The sequence below is a fragment of the Pseudoalteromonas sp. M58 genome, from assembly GCF_042604605.1.
GTDB classification, from domain to species: domain Bacteria; phylum Pseudomonadota; class Gammaproteobacteria; order Enterobacterales; family Alteromonadaceae; genus Pseudoalteromonas; species Pseudoalteromonas tetraodonis.
In genome coordinates this window covers 2,696,054-2,716,041 of sequence record NZ_CP152390.1, presented here as the reverse complement: position 1 = coordinate 2,716,041, position 19,988 = coordinate 2,696,054, and the positions used below count along the sequence as shown (strand labels likewise).

18 protein-coding genes are annotated in these 19,988 nt (G+C 39.8%); 5 read left to right on the top strand and 13 right to left on the bottom strand.

What is annotated here, in order from left to right; all coding sequences use genetic code 11:
• Nucleotides 1–3: 3 nt before the first annotated feature.
• The 3 genes from AAGD16_RS12520 to AAGD16_RS12510 are packed head-to-tail and all read right to left on the bottom strand — an operon-like array spanning nucleotide 4 to nucleotide 1,839.
• On the bottom strand, nucleotides 4–615 hold the full coding sequence (locus tag AAGD16_RS12520) for a hypothetical protein (protein ID WP_377112140.1): 612 nt from the start codon (nucleotides 613–615) through the stop codon (nucleotides 4–6).
• Nucleotides 602–1,192, bottom strand: coding sequence for a sigma-70 family RNA polymerase sigma factor (locus AAGD16_RS12515; RefSeq protein WP_096038748.1), 591 nt, complete (start codon nucleotides 1,190–1,192; stop codon nucleotides 602–604). Before AAGD16_RS12515 ends, AAGD16_RS12520 begins: the two co-directional genes overlap by 14 nt.
• 14 nt (nucleotides 1,193–1,206) lie before the next feature.
• Nucleotides 1,207–1,839: an energy transducer TonB gene (locus AAGD16_RS12510; RefSeq protein WP_377112137.1), complete on the bottom strand. Its 633-nt coding sequence runs from the start codon at nucleotides 1,837–1,839 to the stop codon at nucleotides 1,207–1,209.
• Nucleotides 1,840–2,151: 312 nt separating this feature from the next.
• Here AAGD16_RS12510 and AAGD16_RS12505 point away from each other — a divergent pair, with 312 nt between their 5' ends.
• On the top strand, nucleotides 2,152–3,009 hold the full coding sequence (locus AAGD16_RS12505; protein ID WP_096038746.1) for a hypothetical protein: 858 nt from the start codon (nucleotides 2,152–2,154) through the stop codon (nucleotides 3,007–3,009).
• A 77-nt stretch (nucleotides 3,010–3,086) separates the two neighbouring features.
• Here AAGD16_RS12505 and AAGD16_RS12500 read toward each other — a convergent pair whose 3' ends face one another.
• Both AAGD16_RS12500 and AAGD16_RS12495 read right to left on the bottom strand, forming a co-directional pair.
• On the bottom strand, nucleotides 3,087–4,421 hold the full coding sequence (locus AAGD16_RS12500) for an MFS transporter (protein WP_058155210.1): 1,335 nt from the start codon (nucleotides 4,419–4,421) through the stop codon (nucleotides 3,087–3,089).
• Nucleotides 4,422–4,534: 113 nt separating this feature from the next.
• Complete coding sequence (locus tag AAGD16_RS12495; protein ID WP_096038745.1) at nucleotides 4,535–5,311, bottom strand: hypothetical protein; 777 nt, start codon at nucleotides 5,309–5,311, stop codon at nucleotides 4,535–4,537.
• Nucleotides 5,312–5,566: 255 nt separating this feature from the next.
• On the opposite strand from AAGD16_RS12495, the gene AAGD16_RS12490 reads away from it, so the two are divergent.
• Complete coding sequence (locus AAGD16_RS12490; protein WP_028835687.1) at nucleotides 5,567–6,277, top strand: VC0807 family protein; 711 nt, start codon at nucleotides 5,567–5,569, stop codon at nucleotides 6,275–6,277.
• Between the two features lie 72 nt (nucleotides 6,278–6,349).
• Here the strand turns inward: AAGD16_RS12490 and AAGD16_RS12485 are convergent, their stop codons facing one another.
• The 3 genes from AAGD16_RS12485 to dps all read right to left on the bottom strand — a co-directional run bounded on the left by AAGD16_RS12485 (nucleotide 6,350) and on the right by dps (nucleotide 9,825).
• Nucleotides 6,350–6,793 (bottom strand): c-type cytochrome, encoded by a 444-nt coding sequence (locus AAGD16_RS12485; RefSeq protein ID WP_028835688.1) that lies wholly within the window; start codon nucleotides 6,791–6,793, stop codon nucleotides 6,350–6,352.
• Between the two features lie 579 nt (nucleotides 6,794–7,372).
• Nucleotides 7,373–9,115: a SulP family inorganic anion transporter gene (locus tag AAGD16_RS12480; protein ID WP_064664006.1), complete on the bottom strand. Its 1,743-nt coding sequence runs from the start codon at nucleotides 9,113–9,115 to the stop codon at nucleotides 7,373–7,375.
• A 185-nt stretch (nucleotides 9,116–9,300) separates the two neighbouring features.
• Nucleotides 9,301–9,825, bottom strand: coding sequence for a DNA starvation/stationary phase protection protein Dps (gene dps / locus AAGD16_RS12475; protein WP_016900503.1), 525 nt, complete (start codon nucleotides 9,823–9,825; stop codon nucleotides 9,301–9,303).
• 348 nt (nucleotides 9,826–10,173) lie between these two features.
• Between dps and corA the strand changes: the two genes are divergently transcribed.
• Nucleotides 10,174–11,130, top strand: a complete 957-nt coding sequence (gene corA / locus AAGD16_RS12470) for a magnesium/cobalt transporter CorA (protein ID WP_024601436.1) — start codon at nucleotides 10,174–10,176, stop codon at nucleotides 11,128–11,130.
• Nucleotides 11,131–11,163: 33 nt separating this feature from the next.
• Here corA and AAGD16_RS12465 read toward each other — a convergent pair whose 3' ends face one another.
• From AAGD16_RS12465 to AAGD16_RS12455, 3 genes are all read right to left on the bottom strand, one after another.
• On the bottom strand, nucleotides 11,164–11,526 hold the full coding sequence (locus AAGD16_RS12465; protein WP_016900500.1) for a DUF2237 family protein: 363 nt from the start codon (nucleotides 11,524–11,526) through the stop codon (nucleotides 11,164–11,166).
• Between the two features lie 164 nt (nucleotides 11,527–11,690).
• The gene (locus AAGD16_RS12460) at nucleotides 11,691–12,110 is read right to left on the bottom strand and encodes an HPP family protein (RefSeq protein ID WP_016900499.1); all 420 of its coding nucleotides are present in this window, start codon (nucleotides 12,108–12,110) and stop codon (nucleotides 11,691–11,693) included.
• A 177-nt stretch (nucleotides 12,111–12,287) separates the two neighbouring features.
• The gene (locus tag AAGD16_RS12455; RefSeq protein ID WP_377112127.1) at nucleotides 12,288–13,067 is read right to left on the bottom strand and encodes a DUF2189 domain-containing protein; all 780 of its coding nucleotides are present in this window, start codon (nucleotides 13,065–13,067) and stop codon (nucleotides 12,288–12,290) included.
• Between the two features lie 226 nt (nucleotides 13,068–13,293).
• Between AAGD16_RS12455 and AAGD16_RS12450 the strand changes: the two genes are divergently transcribed.
• The gene (locus tag AAGD16_RS12450; protein WP_377112124.1) at nucleotides 13,294–15,174 is read left to right on the top strand and encodes an MFS transporter; all 1,881 of its coding nucleotides are present in this window, start codon (nucleotides 13,294–13,296) and stop codon (nucleotides 15,172–15,174) included.
• A gap of 61 nt (nucleotides 15,175–15,235) precedes the next feature.
• Here the strand turns inward: AAGD16_RS12450 and katG are convergent, their stop codons facing one another.
• Nucleotides 15,236–17,503 carry a catalase/peroxidase HPI gene (gene katG, locus AAGD16_RS12445; RefSeq protein ID WP_377112121.1) on the bottom strand — a complete coding sequence of 756 codons (2,268 nt, stop codon included), beginning with the start codon at nucleotides 17,501–17,503 and terminating at the stop codon, nucleotides 15,236–15,238.
• A gap of 315 nt (nucleotides 17,504–17,818) precedes the next feature.
• On the bottom strand, nucleotides 17,819–19,159 hold the full coding sequence (locus tag AAGD16_RS12440; protein WP_290172836.1) for an L-cystine transporter: 1,341 nt from the start codon (nucleotides 19,157–19,159) through the stop codon (nucleotides 17,819–17,821).
• A gap of 291 nt (nucleotides 19,160–19,450) precedes the next feature.
• Between AAGD16_RS12440 and AAGD16_RS12435 the strand changes: the two genes are divergently transcribed.
• Nucleotides 19,451–19,978, top strand: a complete 528-nt coding sequence (locus AAGD16_RS12435) for a hypothetical protein (protein WP_008111407.1) — start codon at nucleotides 19,451–19,453, stop codon at nucleotides 19,976–19,978.
• Nucleotides 19,979–19,988: the final 10 nt, after the last annotated feature.

Sequence of the window (19,988 nt, the reverse complement as noted above, 5' to 3'; positions counted from 1 at the left end):
CCCTCACCCCCTACACATTTTCACTCCTTCACCCGCATGTTTCAGCGCAATAATCTGCCCTTTGCCGTTATGCGCCATAGCGAGCATGTCACCCGTATTTATATTACTTTCAACTGCGTGCCTTCCCTTTAAATCACTGAGCAGTGACTGCTTAATTTGTACCAGTACTTCGTCATTGCAGCTGGCTATGTACCAGTCGTTGTCGACCTTTACGAGCGTGCCGTATTCTATGTGGTGTTGTTGATGGCGGCGTAAGTCGTTTGCTAGTTGGGTGTCGAGCGCGCGTTTTTGTTGCGTTATAGTGCTTGCGTAGTTACCTGTTTGATCTATTTCATGCGTTGTTATAAACGAGTAGTCGTGTATGTCTATGGTGTTTAATACGGTTTTAGGGGCAGTATTTATCACGTTGTTACTGTCGAGCACTATAAAAGCCAGTAAGCCTAATGCGCAGGTAAGGCTTGTGAGTTGCAGGGCAAAGCCTAACTTTTTAGGTTTTTTTTGAGCTACGCTGTGTTTTAACGCCTGTTGTTGAGCATGCGAAAGAGTGGTACGTGCTTTACGCGCTTTAAAGTGGTTTGACAGCTTTTCATCAAACTGCTCATCAGGCTTGTTCATTATAATCTCCTAATAATTGTTTTAGGTTTTGTTTGGCGTAGCGTAGCCTTGTTTTTATGGTTTGGGCGTTGCTTTGCGTTATAAGCTCTATGTCGGCAAGGCTAAAACCTTCTTGTTGTAAGGTGATGGCTTCGCGCTGCACAAAGCTAAGTTGCTTGAGCGCAGTGCTAAATGCTTCATAACTTATGTGTGTGTCGCCTATATGCGAATCACTACTTGTTAATTCACTTTGATTGTTATTTTGTGCAAGCCGTTGGCTGTTTTCGTCAAGCTCGACAAAGTGTTGCTGTTTGCGGTATTCGTCTATCAGAATGTTACGTGCAAGTCGAAATAACCAGGCTTTAGGCGTGGTTTGTGCTTGGTAAAGGTGGCGCTTTTCAATAACCTTTAGCCATGTTTGTTGGCTTACGTCGTATGCTAAATGTGTATTAGATTGGGTAACTAGGTAGTGATATAAATCGTTACTGTATAAGATAATAAGCTGCTCTAAGTGGCGGTTGTCGCCACTTTTTGCATACCGCGCCATGCAGTCTTTGCTTGGCGCTTCAAATAACCATGACTTAATACTCAATAGCATAGGCGCTTATTCCTTTACTGCGAACTGTCTAATTTAAAATCAAGCTGTACGGTTTGACCTGTTTGTAATTGTGCCACACCTTCAATTATTTTTGGACGATATTTCCAGCGTTTAATAGCGCGAAGTGCTTCGCGATCAAATATGCGTTTTGGTTCGGCATTTACTACTGTGGCATCAATTACTTCACCTGTGGGTGAAATATTAAAGCTAAGTTGCACCCAGCCTTCTATACCATCACGTGCTGCGCTAGTTGGGTATTTAGGATTTATGCGCACAATGGGTGAAGCATCTCCCGTAGGGCGGGCAAGTGTTTGCTTCATATCGTCACCAAACCTGTCAATTACTATGGGTGGTGCTGTGCTTATTGCTGTTATTGGCTCATTACTAGGTGTGACACGTGGTGGTGCTTTAGGCGGTATTTTAGGTGTGGGTGGTGGTGGTATTCTTTTAATATGCGTGGTTTGTTTATCTTCAGGTGCTTGAAAAATCTCAACAGTAATATCATCACCCAATTTGATAGGCGCTCTTTGCTCGCCACTAATTAAGTATTGCATAAAGGCAAATGCGATAAAGGTCATCGCAGCACCGCCAATAACAGCTGTTGATGTTTTGAACATGGGGTTTTTAGGGAATTCAAGTGTGTGCATAAGCCGCTCCAAATTAACTTATTATGTTGTTTCAGAGCTATAACGGCTGGCAAATAGAAAAGGGGTTAAATAGTTTTAAAATTTAATTAAAAATACAGGGGTAGTATTTAACCTATGTAAAAGGTCTCTTGATTTTTTTATTTTGGGTTGGCTAAAAGAATGTAGTTATTTTAAGGTTTGCCTGTTATTTTCTATTTTGTTTGCTCTAGGTAGATGAAATGAGAGCTTTAAGTTGCTTACCTGCTGTTGTTAAACTTTCGTTCTCAATAATGGCGGCATTATTCAGGCATGCTCATTAAAAAGGATTTATAAATGAAAAAAGCAATATTTGTTTTTTTATTATTAGTTAGTGCTTGTTCATATTTAGAAAGTGAAACAGAGCAAGCTAATCGTTTATCCAAAACATACCAAGTAGACATTCAAGCTGGTGAACCTCGTTTATTTTTTCCTGAACAATTTGCAGTTAGTGATGGAGAGCCTCCAATTCTTGAAATGGAAATGACTACGCTTGCAGATGCTTCTGACTCACTTGATGGTATTGAGGCCGCATTAACGACCTATCCTCAAGGGTTTGTTACTGAAGTAATTGACGCTATTTACCTCTCTGGTCCTATGCTTATGGAAGGAGCTGAAGCGGGTGGGACATACTCAAGCAACTCCATAATATTAGTAAATATTTCAGATCAAAATGGCACGAACTTTAACTTCGAAAACTCATTGAAAGGGGTTCACCATGAATTAAGTTCATTAATTTATATACGTTCACCTTTCGTTATATTTGCATGGCAAGCTTTGCTGCCAAAAGAGTGGAAGCCTGCATCCTCGAACTATGAGGCTTTAACGCAAGATAGAAATGTAGGACCTGATTATGAAAATGGGTTTTTATCTAGATATGGTAAAACTAATATTGAGAACGACTTTAATATTTATGCTGAATTTGCCTTTGCTGAACCTGAAAAATTGCGGGAACTTGCCGCTACCTATCCAATAATAGCTAAAAAGCTAAGTTTGTTTATTACCGCGTATACGCAGTTCTCGGCTAAATATCAGCAAGACTTTGAAGATTATTTTGCGAGAACGGGTTTAAGTGATGTTGCTGTACAGCCTGAGAATTTTGAAATGACTATCCATTTAGATTTAAGCGATATTAAGCCACAGATAAGCCAATAAAGTTTTTAAGTATTAAATCAACAAAGAAGGGGGAGTCCCCCTTTTTTATGATTCTTATCAATGCTTCGAATGGAAGTTTAACTTTTCATATTTTGCTCGTTTTCTAGATCTTTAAACAGCTCCCCTTGGGGATGTTCAAAAAACTCATCGTCTATTTCTTCGTCATCTACAACCAACATTTGATCTTGCGCGGTGGTTTCTTCAATACGCGGATCCATAGTCGCTGCCAGTGGCGAGTTTGTAACATCGGATGTACCCACCACATAATCACTGGGTTCAGGCTGCTCTACTTTTTGTTTAGAATTAATAAACGTGAGTAATAAATACATGGTTACGGTTAATAGCGAAATAGACGCATACAATGCTTGGTGACCAAAGTAGCTCATGATCTGTGCGTTAACTGTTGAGCCTATTGCTGCCCCAGCGCCAAAAGCAACCAATAACGCTGATGACACGCCTACGCGTTCTTCGTCTTCAACTCGCGAATTGGCCAGTGCCGAACAAAGCGGATATAAAGTAAAGGCAAACAAACCAAATATAAAGGTGAGTATGTAAGCAATTAACTGTGAGCTTGGTAATAAAAACAATGCCAAACTCACAATGCCTATGGCTATGGCATTAGTACGAATTAATAAACTACGGCGAATACGGTCAGAAAGCATGCCCATTGGCCACTGTGCTAGCAGGCCGGCTAAAATAGTTAGCGACATAAAAATAGCAATTTCAGCGGCGTTAAAGCCAGATAGCTTAGCAAAAATAGGTGCTAGACCATAAAAGCTACCATTGATAATGCCTGCAAAGTGGACCGCGGTAAGCGATTGTGGCACTTTTTTAGCGTAATCAAATAGGCTCATTTTTATCGGTTTTAAGGGTTTTGGGTGAATTCTACGGGTGATAGAAATAGGAATAATACCGATTGCTAACGCCATGCACACCAAAAATAGCGGCGCATAACCTAGCTCAGGAAATTGTGCGAGCGCTAATTGCCCTAAAATCATCCCCAAGTATGAAGTGATCATATAAAACGAGAATACGCGGCCGCGTGATTCGGGGGCTGACTGTTCATTCAGCCAGCTTTCTAGCACCATGTAATTACACATCATACCTAAGCCAACAAAAAGCCTAAGGCCTAACCATATATAAAGATTATCACTCACGCCGTGAGCAGCCACACAGGCTGTCACTGCAGCAGTACTGGCGGCAAAGGTTCTGATGTGACCTACCGATTTAATAAGATGATAGCCAAGTTTTGAACCCAGTAATAAGCCAAGGTAATAACACGAGGTCATTAAGCCTATCCAAAACGTAGACGTGCCTTGTTTACCTAAATAAAGCGCTAAATAGGTAGTAAGTAAACCGGTACCAATAATTAAAAATAAATTGGCAAAGTACAGTGACGGAAATGATTTCATTAAAATGCAAATTATGAGCTAAGACAACTAGATACTAGAGCAAGCGAGAAGGTTTTCCAAGCTGTAAAAGGGAGTTTTATATGGCGCAACCCTATGCAGGCTTTAAATAGAGGTTAATGAATAAAATAATCATTTAATAATATTTTCATTTCACCGTTTTGCAGATATTCGGTAATTTTTTTGTTTATTTTTTCAAAGTCTTTTTTATAGCTTGGGTGGCAAATAATATTATCGTTAATGCTCACCGGTGAGTAGTTATTACTATAGGGTAGATGGGGGTGTATATTTAACGCTTTATAGGCAAACGTAATATCGGGATAAAAAGCTAATATTAAGTCTACTCGCCCGAGTAATAAAAGTTGTAAGCTTTCCATTTCGCTATTTACTTCAATTACTATTTTGGCTTTTTCTTTTATTCTATCTAGCTCACGACTACTGGGCACCCCTCGAACAATGCTAATAATATCGCTGTTATTAATTTGGCCTACGTTTGAAATAACTCGCTTTGGGTTATTAGAAACCACTTTGATCAGTGCTTTGTTAAAAGGTGTGCTGTGTAAAATGTTTTTAGGTAATGTAATCCCTTCTGAGCCATCAAAGGTGTCCTCACCTGGTGCATAGCAAGCAACAGTTTGTTTTAAAAACTCAAGCTTAGCGCGTTTCATTGGCATGACTTCAATTATGTATTGATCACTCAGTTTTGTATCTGCGAGTGCTTTGGTTAATAACGCATGATAAACCCCTTGGTGTTGATTATTAGCAGCGTGTTGAAACAGTCCACTTAATTCGGCAACAGCAATAATTTGTTTGGCAGCGGCCTTTTGATGCACACAAACCATCAATAAAAATAACCAAAAGTACGATGTAGATAAATACTTACTACTGAGCATGACTTTAAACTAATTTATTTTTTGTAGCTTTAATATAGCCTTTGAGGGCTGGAAATACGACTGGTGATTTAATTAACGCCTCAATTTATACCTACATTACTGCAGAGTAAGCGCTACATAATAAAATAATATGACTAAGTGCCATGCTAGAATAGCGAGCGTATTGCGGGTATTATGCAAAGAAGCAATGTTTAGCATTATTTATTCCTCATTAGGGGAAATTAATGGCAGCAGTAATATTTTTTGGAACTAAAAATGACCAGTAATAATCAAGCTACAAATAAGCGTAAAAAAAATAATCCGCTTATCGAAATAGTCTTTAATATCATCATCCCTTCAGTCATTTTAATGAAGTTTTCTGGCCCTGAATATTTAGGCAGTGTGACTGGTTTAATTGTCGCGCTTATATTCCCTATTAGTTACGGTATTTATGATTTTATAAAAGCGGGCTCATTAAACTTCATCTCGCTTTTAGGCTTTTTAAGTACTTTGCTTACCGGTGGTATTGCCTTGTTTGAGCTAAACGTTGAGTGGTTAGCTATTAAAGAAGCAGCTATTCCGGCAATCATTGGTTTTACCGTGCTGATGTCGGGCTTTTTTGGTAAACCCCTGCTAGCCAAACTTTTATTAAACTCACTTTTATTTAAGCTAGATACTATTTACGATGCCTTAGATGCACGAGGCAATACACAAAGCTTTAAACAAAAAATCACCAATGCTAATTACCTCTTAGCGCTGACCTTTGTGTTTTCATCTACGATGAATTACATCCTTGCTAAATGGATTGTTACCAGCCCTGCAGGTTCCGTTGAATTTAACGAACAGCTTGGTGAAATGACGCTATTGAGTTATCCGGTAATTGCTATTCCGTCTATGCTCATGCTCATTGGTATTTTTGTTTATGTAATTAAAGTACTAACTAAATTAACCGGTATGAAGTTTGAAGACATGGTTAATGCTGAATAGGGTTATCCATAATCTATAATAAAAAGCCGTTGTTTAATAACGGCTTTTTTGTTGATGTTTACTTATAAGTATTTATTTGTAATCTGAGTACTTCGTTCTGTGATAAGGAATAAGTTTATAATTTGGTTGTAAAAAGGTCACTAAATCAGTGAGTTCAGAAACGGTCATGGTGTCGTTAAATACCGTCATTTTAGATGCTCCATCGGGGGTTCTAGCATCAGCTCTGTAAGGCCTTGAAAAGCGGTGCGAAGGGTTAATAACCGATGTAACTAACTCAGCATAAGTGACTATTTTGGTTTTATTTCCGCCTAGTCTGATAGAAATATCGTCATGTTTTTTTATACTGTCATCTTCTACACCTGCAAGCGTATGGCATGCCAAACACTCATACTTAATAAAAACGGCTTTACCTTTTTCAGCATTTCCCTCTGGTAAGCTAAACCCCCTTGGAGAATCAACGCCTTTATCGCAACCTGCAAGTGCAATTAAGCATAAAATTATTAATGTATATTTCATGGTAGCTCCTTTGTCTTTCATTGGGTTTGGTGAGCGGCAATTGATAAACCATAACCATAAACAACTTATGGCTAATTAGCTAAAACTAAAAGCGACCGCATTAGCGACTAAACTATGTATTTACTGCGCTGTATGATATTTGCATCTGGCTATTATTTATATTTTTAAGGTTTAGTAAGTAGCAAGAAAAGGTAATAAGGCTACGCTTATTATTAAGTGTTGATTCATTAAAATGCTTGAACACTTTATTGTTTTATAAAGAGTCATTCACAATAAATGACTCATCTAGGGTCTGTTGACCTTTCAAGGTTAAATTTGCAGCAGTCTGTTTGGTATTTAGGCAAGACAGAGCCTATGTGGTGTGGTTATTCCCCATAAATAGGCGATAACGTAGCATCAATGCCAAACAGGCGCTGCCCGAAGGGTTCTGCCTAGGGACGATTTACTCTTTGTTACTCGGTTTTTACTTAGCCCACTAGGTTACAAACCTCGCGCCGCGATTAAACCGCCCCTAGTTTGAACAAATTTTAATCCACAAAGGTCAACAGACCCTAGTGTAGTTGAGGAAAAATAATAACCCTAATTATTACCTGCATTTATCTCTTCGGAGTTTTGCGATTGAAACATCGTAACCTCGTCGACATGCTGACTGACGCTGTTTTTTTGTAAGGCAATGTATAAGTCTGAATGAATATAAATACCGTCTTTACCTGAGGCGATACCAGCGGTTTTAAACCAAGAAAGTAGCTGGCGTTTTCTTCCCGCTAGCTCTAATCGAATACCTCGTTTTTTAAAAATCACATCTAGGTCTGCGAGCATGGCCATAACGCTTAAATCAAGATGAGTGAAGCAGGGCACAGCATCAATAATGACACATTGCGTGTCGTCTTTTTGTCTTGCATATTGCTCTAACAAGCGGCGTTTAAAATAACTGGCATTAAAATAGGTTAAAGGAGAATTAAAACGATATATAAAAACCCCTTGTACTGCTTTGGCTTTATCTGTTTCGTCTAAGCTTCTTACTACGCCTTTTATATCCACACCTAAAATGGTGTCTGATGGGCGCATAACAGTTCGAATAAATTGAAATAACCCTAGTAATACAGCAAGGGTAATTCCTGGTATAACACCAATAAACAGCACAGCAAAAAGTGTGGCTAAGGCTAAGTAAAATGCCTGCTTATCTTTAAATTTTAATTGCCAGATTGCCTTTAAATCAAGCAGGTGAACAGAGGCAATTATTAATACAATCCCGAGTGCAGCACTGGGAATAAACTCAAGCGGCGCCGTTAAAAAAAGAGCGATAACGCCAATAATAGCGGCAGCTATAATCGAAACTAATTGGGTTTTTCCGCCAGAGTCGTCGTTCACGGCTGTGCGTGAGTCGGCACCACTAACGGCAAAGCCTTGTGATAATGCTGACGCTAAATTAGCGATGCCCAAGGCTCTAAATTCTTTATCGGCATCGATGTCGTAGCCATTCTTTGCTGCAAAGCTTCGCGCCGTTAGCATCATGCTGACAAAGCTAACTATGGCTAAGTTGAGTGCCGGTACAACAAGTTCTCGAATAATACCCACGTCAAATACTGGGGTGTTAAACACAGGCAAACCACCGGTTACTGTGCCTATGGTTTTTATTTCAAACTGCTCTAAATTAAATAACCAAACGAATACCGCACCTAGTGCAATGGCAAACATAGAGGCTGGCCATGTAGGTTTTAAGCGCTTTAACACAAAGTAAACGCCGAGGGTAAATAAAGCCATTAATAAGGTGGGAATATGAGTTTGCGATAAATACGTAGGGACGCCACCTAAACGCTCAAGCAAGTAGCGTTCATCAAAGGTAAAGCCAAATACTTTAGAAAACTGACCAACAATAATGGTAATAGCTACACCGTTTAGTAACCCCATTAAAATTGGTTTAGATAAAAAGTCGGCTAATACACCTAGCTTAAAGCGGCTGGCAATAAAGCACCAAAAACCGGTCATTGCGGTCATGGTGATCACTAATTGCCAATGTTTAAAGCTATCGCCTGCAGCAAGTGGAGTAACAACTGCAGCAATAACCGCACATGTTGCGGCATCAGGGCCAATAATAAGCTGTTTAGAGGTACCAAAAAGTGCATAAAGCATCATAGGTAATACGCAAGAATACAGGCCAACTGCAGCATTAACGCCTGTAAGTTGCGCATAAGCTATAGCAACAGGTAAAGCAACGGCTGCAACCGATAATGCCGCCCTCACATCATCAGCAAACCATTGACGTTGATAATTAAATAAGGTGTGTAAACCTGGCATAAAGCTATATAGACGCGACAACACTTCAAATTCCCTGCTAATAATTAGGAGTCGATAGTAAGTTCTCTTTAATAATAAGTATAGTAACTAAACGTGTTAGATGCGCTAAATAGGGGGATTTCTAGTGTATTAATAAAAGGAATATAGTTTAAAAATAAAAAAGCCCAGCAAGTTACTGGGCGTTGTAAGTCAAATGACAGCTTTAAAAATTAGCTATTCAATTGACCAGTAGATGATTCTATGTGGGCGCGAACAAACCACTGATATTGCTCAAGCTCTGCAAGTTGCGCAATGATCATATCTTCAGATACCGGATCAAGCTCAGCAAGTGATTCTATGGCTTTACGGTGATCACCGTTAACGCCGTTATATACTTTGTCTAATGCGGCTAAGTGTTCAGTTACTAAGCCTTTACCTATGGCATAATCTTCCCATGTACGACGCTCAACAATCGATTTTGGTGTGCCAACTGGGACGCCGCCTAAAGTGGCAATACGTTCTGCTATGGTGTCGGTCATTTCACGGACGGTTTCTACTTGTGGGTCTAGCATTTCATGTACGCCAATAAAGTTTGGACCTACTACATTCCAATGAATATGTTTTAAAGTTAGCTGTAAATCAATTAGCGCTACCATGCGATTTTCTAGTACAGATATTGCTTTATTTGCTGATTCGTTTTCTACACCGGGAGCGGTAAATTCAGCGACTTTATTTGCATTATTACTGTTACTCATGATTCCTCCTACTATTTCAAAAATAGTGCTCGCTTTACTCTAGTGAGTATTTAAATTGCGATAACGAACACCTCTTGTATTTATAGAAGCAATCGTCATGCCGATAGTGACATAGTTTTAACTAACTGAAAAATAGCAGTTTAATTTTTATTTATAGTACTTGATAAAGCAGTAAGATTAAGTGCATATGAAAAATATGCACTTTTTTGTAAATTCTGCAAAACAGCAGTACTTTAAAGTGTTAGCGAATAGCGTGCCCTTTATAGTGGTTATAATGAAGGTATTATCATTGTTGATTAATGTCCTGTTACATATACTCAACTTAAAGATTCATTAAAGGAGAAGTGTATGTTGAGATTTTTTTCCATCGAGCAAGGAGTGATCAAAGAGTTAGAGCCTTTACCTGATACCCCTGTTGAAGTATCCATAAAGAATGCACATTGGATTGATACTATTAATCCAACACCGCAGGAGCAAAATGCGCTTGCAAAAACGCTCAATATAACTTTTCCAGATTCGGTAGATGTAGAAGAGATTGAAACGTCGTCTAGGTGCTTTATCGATAATGAAGGTTTACATGTGCATGCATTGTTTATGTCACCTAATGAAGGGCGATTTAATACTGTAACGGTAGCTTGTTTGTTGCAAAACAATTGCTTACTTACTATTCGTGATGAGGAATTGGCTGATTTTAGACTACTGCGCTTAAGAGCGCGCAAAGGTCAGGTGGCATGCGATACAGCAAAACAATTATTAATCACTTTATTTGATCAAAAAGTTGAAAACCACGCGGATATGCTCGAAGACATGCATCATCAATTAGAGAAGCTCAGTGCTTATGTACTTGAAGAAGATAACTCAGACTTAGAAGAGGCGGTTGGTCGCATAGCTCGCTTAGAAGATGCTAATGGTAAGGTGCGTTTATGTTTAATGGATACGCGACGCAATATTTCGTTTTTAATACGCCGTATAGGCGCGCAAAATGACGAGCGCGAATCTCTTAGAGAAATTGTACTCGACATAGAAACTTTAATGTCGCACTGTACCTTTTTGTTCGACAAGGTGAACTTTTTGATGGATTCAACACAAGGCTTTATTAATATTGAACAAAATCAAATTATTAAAACCTTTTCTATTGCCTCAGTGGTTTTCTTACCGCCTACAGTAGTGGCTAGTGTTTATGGTATGAATTTTAATATAATGCCTGAGCTACAATGGGAATGGGGTTATCCATTTGCAATTGGCATTATGTTGCTGTCGGGCTTTGCCCCTTATTTATTTTTTAAACATAAAGGGTGGTTATAATACTTTAATATTGCAAGCTGAGCGCTCAAATCATTACCCGGTATATTGATGTGCTTTTAATACTTCAAGGGGAATAATATCTAGCGCTTTTTGGTTTGTTGCTTCAAGTACAACAGGAGGAGCAACATTTGCAGCAATGGCATGATACCAACGAATCGCACATAAGCACCATTTATCGCCAGCTTTTAAGCCTGCAAAATCATATAAAGGATTAGGGCTAATTAAATCGTTACCTTGCGCCTTAGAAAATTGCAAAAATTCGTCGGTCATAATGGCGCACACACTGTGATTACCAAAGTCTGAATCTGGCACATAGCAAAACCCTTCGCGAGTATAGCCGCCATTGCCACAACATAGTTGTAGGCGAGTTCCCAGTACATTTAATTGATTAGCCATATAACAAATTACCTTTTAGTGATAACTGCTGAAAAGAGCTGCTTACCATAACAGGCTGTTAGTGACTTAGCTATATGCGAAGAGGCTTCTGGGTAGGTATTTGTTTATAAAATAGCTGCGCTTTGAGTAAATTCAAAACGCAGGTTTTTTATTGTGCTATTAAGTTAAGATAATAGCGCCGCAGCTAAGCGCACAAAATCAGAAGAGGTTAAAATACCTACCAGCTGACCTTGCTCACTAACCACAGGCATACAGCCATGGCGATTCTCTACAAAAAACTTAACCACATCTGATAATGGCTGGGCTGGAGTAACACTAATAAAGTCACTCACCATAATATCTTCTACTTTTGTGAGTTTTTCTTTGCGTTGTAATGCATTTGCGCCAAAAGTAGCCATGATCCCCATTACTTTGGCAACCATAATTTTTTGCGTAAGCATGCCAACAAATGCGCCATCTTCGTCGATAACGGGAATGTGACGAACATTTTTTTCTTTCATTAAATTATGTGCGTCGTGCAAAGTACTTTTTATATTCACTGAGAATGGGTTAGGTGTCATTAAGTCTGCAACGTTTTGACTCATGTTTATTCCTTTATAAAGCGTGTGGTATATCACATTATATTAGCGCGCTTTTTAAGCTTTGCACCTTATTGAGATCAAGGTTTTTGCAGATTTAATTCACAGGAGGGAAACAGGCATCACTTAATAAAACACCCTAAAGCGTTTTATTAAGTGATAAAAAATGACTATGGGTGAATGTTATTCGTAACCACGTTCTTTTTTAGTTTTAATAACCGCAATGTAACCGTGCCAACTAGCGTAACTAAGTAGTGGCATAATAATAATGAATCCAGCGGCACCCGCAGCAAAGCCCAGTGCCACAAGTACAAATATACAAATAGACCACACCAGCATGGCTGCAAAGTTTTCTTTAACTGCATGTATTGAAGAAACCACGGCAGTCATTATATCAACGCGTCTTTCCATCATAATTTGCGGGGTAAATGCCGAAATTGAAAACACACTAATCAGTAAAATACCGCCAATAATACTGCCTATGGTTAAAAACGCCGAAAGCTCTTCAAATGTTGGGTTTGCATGGCTTGGGTACAATGCATGAACAATTGCAGCTAAGCGCATCCAAATAACCATAATTACCATAAGTAACACGGCAAAACCCCACTCACCTACAGGGTTACGAAACATCGATTTTAATGAATGGCTTAAAGTAGGTTTATGGCCTTTTTCAAGCTCCCAAGCCACATCGTACAAACCAACCGCAAACACAGGACCTATTAAGGCAAATGCAACCGTGGCTGGCAGTATTGCAAGGTGGCTGTCGGTAAGTACAACAGAGTAAACAATCGCTACGGGAATAAGTGTGAAGATTAAACCGTAAATTAAGCTCAGCATGGGCGCGCGCGCCATATCCTTAAACGCTAACGAAAGCCAATGAAAAGCGGCAAATGTATTTACTTTGTTGCACTCTAAACAACGTGCGAATTTGGTGTCTTTTTCTAATGTGTTTGTAGTTGGCATAAAGATGCTCCTTTTTTAGTCACCTTTTAGTTTTAGAACATAGATGTTTTATTTACAACTCATAAACAACTTATACGCAAGATTTAGTTGCATTGTTCATTTGTTAATCATTTTTATTGCGTGTTAGCGATTAGGTATATTTTTGAGCACGTACTTAAAAAAGTGGGTTCGTATTTCTTTTACACAGTGGTAATCTAAACGCTGTAGCTAATTTTAAGAGACCGTAATGAAGGAAAATAAACAACAATATCAAGGAGCTTTACTGAGCAGTAAACGGTTTTTACCTCTGTTTGTGACACAGTTTTTCTCCGCTTTAAATGACAATGTTTACAAGCAATCAATCCTCCTTATTTTAATTTTTCAGGCTGCTACGGTGGCCGATGGTGCTTTTTATTCTAACGTGGCTGCGGGATTATTTATTTTGCCATTCTTTTTATTTTCGGGCATGGCTGGTCAAATTGCAGAAAAGTTGGAAAAATCAAAGTTGATCAGCATCGTAAAGTTTTGCGAAATTCCAATAATGCTGGTGGGCGTGGTATCTATTTTAACCGAGCAGGTTTGGTTAATGTTAGGTACTGTGTTTTTAATGGGTTTACAAAGCACTTTTTTTGGGCCATTAAAATACTCAATTTTACCGCAGCATGTGGCTCCTCATGAATTAACCAAAGCTAATGGGTTAGTTGAATCTGGCACCTTTGTGGCTATTTTATTGGGCACCGTATTTGGCACTTATTATATAACTCAAGCTGCAGGCCCTGTTTATATCAGTATCGCGATAGTGAGCTTGGCGGTTATTGGTTATTTGAGTAGTCGTTTTATACCAAAAAGTGCTGCGAATGATGCTAATTTAAAGGTATCGCTTAATCCTATTTCCTCGACCAAAAGTGTATTTAATGTGCTTAACGCACAAACCGAGTCAGTGGGTAAATCAGTATTGGGGATCAGCTGGTTTTGGCTGATTGGTGCGGTGATACTAACAGCGCTCCCTAATTACGTAAAACATGTAATGGGAGGCGATGAGCTGGTGGTTACCTCAGCTTTAGTGGTGTTTTCGTTGAGTATTGCATTGGGGTCTTTACTTTGTGAGAAGCTATCGCGCTCACGTATTGAGTTAGGCATTGTGCCTTTTGGGGCGCTTTTAATTAGCTTGTTTTTATATTTATTAAGCCAAGAGCCAAGCATTGAGTTTTATCGCCAAACTAATGAATCGCTGCTTACCCTTGAACAAGTGATTAATACCGGCGATATGCTCTGGCACTTTATTTGGATGGCTGGTATTGGTATAGCTGCAGGTTTTTATACGGTGCCACTGTATGCACTTATTCAGCAGCGTACTCACCCAGATAGCCGTTCACGAGTGATTGCTGCCAATAATGTACTAAACGCCTTATTTATGGTGGGCAGCGCTGTTTTAAGTATTGTTACCCTAACGCTTTTACACTGGGAGATTTCACAATTACTGTTGTTATTAGCAGGGCTTAATTTACTGATATCGCTGTACATATATAGCAAAGTGCCTGAGTTTTTCTTACGTTTTATTATTTATATTTTAGCGATTTGTATGTATCGAGTACGCACTAAGGGAACGCTTAATATGCCCGATGATGGGGCTGCCGTGGTGGTGAGTAACCATGTTAGCTTTGTTGATTGGATGTTTATTTTAGCCGCGTCACCTAGGCCAATTCGGTTTGTCGTGTTTGCCCCTATTTATTATTCACCAGCACTTAATTGGTTGTTTAAAGTGGCCAAAGCCATTCCAATTGATAGTGAAAAAGCAAATCCTAAGGCGTTTAATAAAGCCTTTGACGATATCGCTCAGGCACTAGAGCGTGGAGAGCTGGTGGGAATTTTTCCTGAAGGCAAGCTCAGTGGAGATGGCGAGGTTGATGTATTTCGCCGTGGCATTGAAAAAATAATTCAGCGCACACCGGTGCCTGTTATTCCTGTCCATTTAGATGGACTATGGGGCAGTATGTTTAGTCGAAAAACGAAGTGGCGATTGCCTAGACCAAAGTGGTCGTTGGTCAGTGTGACTATTGGTGAAATGGTGGCTGCACAGAAGGTTAATGCCGATGATTTGCGCGAGCGAGTGGTTGCTTTAAAATAGCTTAATAATAAAAAAGCGCTGCAATTAATTGCAGCGCTATGGTTGTATTACTTAATGGTAATTAACGGTCTAAGTTCATTACTTTAGTCCATGCCGCAACAAAGTCTTCTACAAACTTTTGCTTTGATGTATCAAAGGCATACACCTCAGCAACTGCACGTAGTTCTGAATTTGAACCAAAAATCAGATCAACCGAAGTAGCAGTGTACTTTTGCTCGCCTGATTGACGATCAAAGCCTTGATAAATCCCCGCATCTGATGACTTTTTCCAAACCGTCGACATATCTAATAAATTAACAAAGAAGTCGTTATTTAGAGTGCCTGGCTTGTCAGTAAATACGCCGTAGTCAGTGCCTTTGTAGTTTGCATCAAGCGAACGTAAGCCGCCTACTAACACGGTCATTTCTGGCACGGTTAGGTCAAGCTGATCCGCTTTATCTATTAGCATTTCAGTTGGCGATTTATAGCTTTGTTCAGCATCAAAGTAGTTTCTAAAGCCATCGGCTGGCAGCTCTAATAAACTAAATGCATTAACGTCAGTTTGCGCTTGCGTAGCATCGCCACGGCCAGCATTAAACGGTACATCTACTGTGTAACCTGCATCTTTCGCTGCTTTTTCAATCGCTGCATTACCACCAAGCACAATTAAATCAGCAAGCGATACATGGCTTTTGCTAAATAAGCTGTCGTTAAAGTCAGCTTGAATCGCTTTTAATACGTTAAGTACTTTTGCGGTTTCGGCCGGATTATTTACCGCCCAATCCTTTTGTGGAGCAAGCGCAATGCGTGCACCGTTGGCACCGCCTCGCATATCAGAGTCACGGTAACTGGCAGCAGAAGCCCAGGCTACACGTACTAACTCAGGTACACTTAAGTTTGAGTCTAAAATAGCGGCTTTAAGCTTTTTCACAGCACCAGCATCAATGTTTGATTTAGTCTCTGCTGAAATTGGGTCTTGCCAAATTAAGTCTTCTTTAGGAACTTCTTTCCCTAAAAAGTTACGTGGTGGTCCCATATCTCTGTGAGTTAATTTGTACCATGCTTTAGCAAAGGCCAGTTGATACTCTTTAGGGTCATTTAAAAAGCGCTCAGCAATTTTGCGATACTCTGGGTCAAATTTTAATGCTAAGTCGGCCGTAGTCATTACCGGTGCGTTAAACTTACCTTTAATATGAGCGTCAGGTACAGCGTTGTGTAACGATTCATCCGTTGGGATCCACTGAATGGCACCTGCAGGGCTGCGAGTTTGTTTCCACTCAAAGTTAAGTAGGTTGCTTAAGTACAGTGATGACCAGCGGGTAGGTGCTTGTGTCCATGCGCCTTCTAAACCACTAGATACGGTATCTTCAGAGTGGCCTTTACCACATTTGTTTTTCCAGCCTAAACCTTGCTCTTCAATACCGGCTGCAGCAGGCTCTGCACCTACACAGTCTTTAGGTTTGTGCGCACCATGCATTTTACCAAAGGTGTGACCACCGGCGATAAGTGCGAGTGTTTCTTCATCGTTCATCGCCATGCGAGAAAACGCAACGCGAATGTTCTTAGCTGACCCAATTGGATCAGGAACCCCTTTAGGGCCTTCAGGATTTACGTAAATTAAACCCATGTGCGTTGCACCTAATGGGCGTTCTAATTTGCCGCTGGCATCTTCACGGTCGCTGGCAAGCATTTCTACTTCTGGACCCCAGTAAACCATGTCTGGTTCCCAGTCGTCAGTTCGCCCGCCGGCAAAACCATAGGTTTCAAATCCCATGTTTTCTAGAGCAACGTTACCTGCTAATACGATTAAGTCTGACCATGAAAGTGCTTCTCCGTATTTTTGTTTAATTGGCCAAAGTAAACGGCGTGCTTTATCTAGGCTTACGTTGTCTGGCCAGCTGTTAAGCGGTTCAAAACGTTGTTGACCACCGCCTGCGCCACCACGGCCATCAAGCGTACGGTAGGTGCCTGCGCTGTGCCATGTCATACGAATAAAAAATGGGCCATAGTTACCAAAATCCGCTGGCCACCAGTCTTGAGATTGCGTAAGTAGGGCGTCAATATCACTTTTTACTGTGTCTAAATCTAGGCTGTTAAATGCCTCTGCATAATTAAAGTCTGCACCATAAGGGTTAGAACGTAGATCATGATCACGAAGAGGAGATAGGTTTAGTTGATCTGGCCACCAAAATTGGTTTGTTCTGGTTGCGCCCATTTTAGCCTCACCCATGCCAACAGCACCTTGTGGCTTAGACATTTGTGGTTTTTCTTGGCTAAAAGCAGAGCCAGACATAAGTGCCATACTTATAAATCCAACAAGTGCTTTTTTAGTAAATGATCGGTTTTTCATTGTCAGCTTCCTTAAAGTTAACGAATTTCGTTATATACAAAGCGTATTACTATTATTAAAAATAGAATCTAATAATTTAAAAATTAGTGAGCTTTTACTCCATTCAAGTTGTTGTTTACAAAGCTTGAATGACTAAGCAGTGCGAATAGTATAGTAGAGGGGCTAAAAACCGTGTGCGAAAAAAACCGATTGATACAATCTATAAAAATGATTTATTAAAGTTAAATGATTAAATAAACAAATCACTAAAGAGCTTTGAAAGTGGCAGACATAAAAAAGCCCAGCGTAGGCTGGGCTATTAGATTAAAATCTGTGTTATTGATTTTTCATTAATTTACTGGTGATCACACCTGAGGTCATAGAGCCCGATACGTTGAGTGCTGTGCGTGCCATATCTATTAAGGGTTCAATAGAAATAAGTAAAGCCACAACCTCTATAGGTAATCCCATGGTAGGCAATACAACCAACGCTGCGAAGGTAGCACCACCACCAACACCTGCAATACCAAACGAGCTAATAACCACAATACCAATTAGCGGTAAAATAAACTCAAATGTAAGTGGGTCTATCCCCACACTTGGCGCAACCATCATTGCGAGCATCGCAGGATAAATACCAGCACAGCCGTTTTGACCAATAGTGGCACCAAAAGAAGCCGATAAGTTTGCAATTGCCGGAGGTACTTTTAACTGGTTAATTTGCACATCGACATTCATAGGAATGGAGGCCGCTGAGCTACGTGAGCTAAATGCAAAGGTCAGTACTGGCCAGATTTTTTCAAAATAATGCTTTGGATTTACACCCACAAAGCTAAGCAATAAGCCATGCACAACAAACATCAATAAAATAGCTACATACGAGGCAAGAATAAAGGCAAGTAAATTTAAAATATCGTTACTGCTAGAGTTTGCCACGACGCTTGCCATTAGGCCCGCAACACCATAAGGCGTTAGTGCAATCACCATGCGAACTAAGCTCATTACCGTAGCTTGTAGGGCGTTTACACCGTTACGAATTGGGCTGGCAAGTTCTGTTTTTTCCAGCATTACTTTACGTGCAGCTATACCAACAAGGACACCAAATATAACCGTGGCAATAATAGAGGTTGAACGTTGATTACTTAAATCAGCAAAGGGGTTTTCAGGAATAAAGCTCAGTAGCATTTGCGGCACGCTTAAGTCGGCTACATTCGCAGCTTTGCTTTGTAGGGTGTCCATTCTAGCGGCTTCTCGAGTACCCGAAACAAGCCCTTCAATACTGAGGTCAAATCCATAGGTGACAGCAATACCCACCAAAGCGGCAATTGCTGTGGTAAAGAGTAAAACAGAAATACTAATAAATGATATTTTACCTAAAGAGCCTTGGTTTTCGAGCTTTACCACTGCGGCAATCATAAAAATTAATACCAATGGCATGATGATCATTTTTAATAAACCGACATAGCCTTTACCCACCACGCTTACCCAGCTGAGTATTTCTTTAATCGTCTCTGGAGAGTGGGCAAATAAAAACTGTAGGGCTAAGCCAAAGGTGCTACCAAGCACTAAGCCAAATAAAACGGTACGAGATAAAGAGCTGCTTTTTTGCGAAAAAAGATAAATCGCGAACAGCAAACCGACAAATAATGCCAACATTAATAATACAGCAAGCGACATAGTACCCTCTTTTATAGCTGTGAATTAGCGCGGCACTTTAACGCTTTGTAAGACGTTAACAAAATACGCTTTCGCTATGGTATAGAATTAAAATGAATATAGTAATAATATTAAAGTATAACGAATGAGCACATTGTTGAAAAAATTAACCCATATGATTGTATTTTCTTTAATTTATGGCGTTTACTAGATGAAAGTAAGATCTTAACTACAGTTAAAATCGTAACCTTAGTACGCGGTAATAAGTTAATTTGTTCACTTTAGTTTTTATTTAAAAGAGGGAGTAGAGGTATGTTAAAGGCAATAATGGCACTGGTGATGGTTTTAGTGGTTAGTGGGTGTTCAACCCAATACCCAAACCAAGCACTACTTGGTAAGCAATTTCCTACTGTGACGGGAGAAAGCTTAGAGCAAAAGTCATTCACCATTCCTGAGGACTTTAACAACCCCAATACGTTGCTGTTAATTGGTTATAAACAAGATAGCCAGTTTGATATTGATCGTTGGCTTATTGGTTTAGATATGAGCGCAGTGAATGTGACCGCTTATGAGTTGCCCACTATTCAGGGTATGGTTCCTCGCATGTTTAGTACCTTAATCGATAGCGGTATGCGCAAAGGGATCCCAAAAGAGTTGTGGGGTGGGGTGATCACAATTTACAAAGATGGCGATAAGGTTCAGGCATTTACTGGTAACGAAAACCCGAATAACAGCCGCGTAATACTGCTTGATGAGAGTGGCAAAATTATTTACTTTTACGACCGTGGCTTTTCGGTCTCCGCGTTAAATAATTTAAAAGCAGTGATTGAAAAGCAATAGTTTGCAGATA

Bases quoted from the DNA above. Each gene is read 5' to 3' on its own strand.
- katG (WP_377112121.1), bottom strand. From the start codon at position 17,503: ATGAAAAACCGATCATTTACTAAAAAAGCACTTGTTGGATTTATAAGT.
- AAGD16_RS12485 (WP_028835688.1), bottom strand. From the start codon at position 6,793: ATGAAATATACATTAATAATTTTATGCTTAATTGCACTTGCAGGTTGC.
- AAGD16_RS12450 (WP_377112124.1), top strand. From the start codon at position 13,294: ATGAAGGAAAATAAACAACAATATCAAGGAGCTTTACTGAGCAGTAAA.
- AAGD16_RS12495 (WP_096038745.1), bottom strand. From the start codon at position 5,311: ATGCTCAGTAGTAAGTATTTATCTACATCGTACTTTTGGTTATTTTTA.
- AAGD16_RS12520 (WP_377112140.1), bottom strand. From the start codon at position 615: ATGAACAAGCCTGATGAGCAGTTTGATGAAAAGCTGTCAAACCACTTT.
- AAGD16_RS12435 (WP_008111407.1), top strand. From the start codon at position 19,451: ATGTTAAAGGCAATAATGGCACTGGTGATGGTTTTAGTGGTTAGTGGG.
- AAGD16_RS12510 (WP_377112137.1), bottom strand. From the start codon at position 1,839: ATGCACACACTTGAATTCCCTAAAAACCCCATGTTCAAAACATCAACA.
- corA (WP_024601436.1), top strand. From the start codon at position 10,174: ATGTTGAGATTTTTTTCCATCGAGCAAGGAGTGATCAAAGAGTTAGAG.
- AAGD16_RS12460 (WP_016900499.1), bottom strand. From the start codon at position 12,110: ATGAGTCAAAACGTTGCAGACTTAATGACACCTAACCCATTCTCAGTG.
- dps (WP_016900503.1), bottom strand. From the start codon at position 9,825: ATGAGTAACAGTAATAATGCAAATAAAGTCGCTGAATTTACCGCTCCC.
- AAGD16_RS12505 (WP_096038746.1), top strand. From the start codon at position 2,152: ATGAAAAAAGCAATATTTGTTTTTTTATTATTAGTTAGTGCTTGTTCA.
- AAGD16_RS12465 (WP_016900500.1), bottom strand. From the start codon at position 11,526: ATGGCTAATCAATTAAATGTACTGGGAACTCGCCTACAACTATGTTGT.
- AAGD16_RS12490 (WP_028835687.1), top strand. From the start codon at position 5,567: ATGACCAGTAATAATCAAGCTACAAATAAGCGTAAAAAAAATAATCCG.
- AAGD16_RS12455 (WP_377112127.1), bottom strand. From the start codon at position 13,067: ATGCCAACTACAAACACATTAGAAAAAGACACCAAATTCGCACGTTGT.
- AAGD16_RS12515 (WP_096038748.1), bottom strand. From the start codon at position 1,192: ATGCTATTGAGTATTAAGTCATGGTTATTTGAAGCGCCAAGCAAAGAC.
- AAGD16_RS12440 (WP_290172836.1), bottom strand. From the start codon at position 19,159: ATGTCGCTTGCTGTATTATTAATGTTGGCATTATTTGTCGGTTTGCTG.
- AAGD16_RS12500 (WP_058155210.1), bottom strand. From the start codon at position 4,421: ATGAAATCATTTCCGTCACTGTACTTTGCCAATTTATTTTTAATTATT.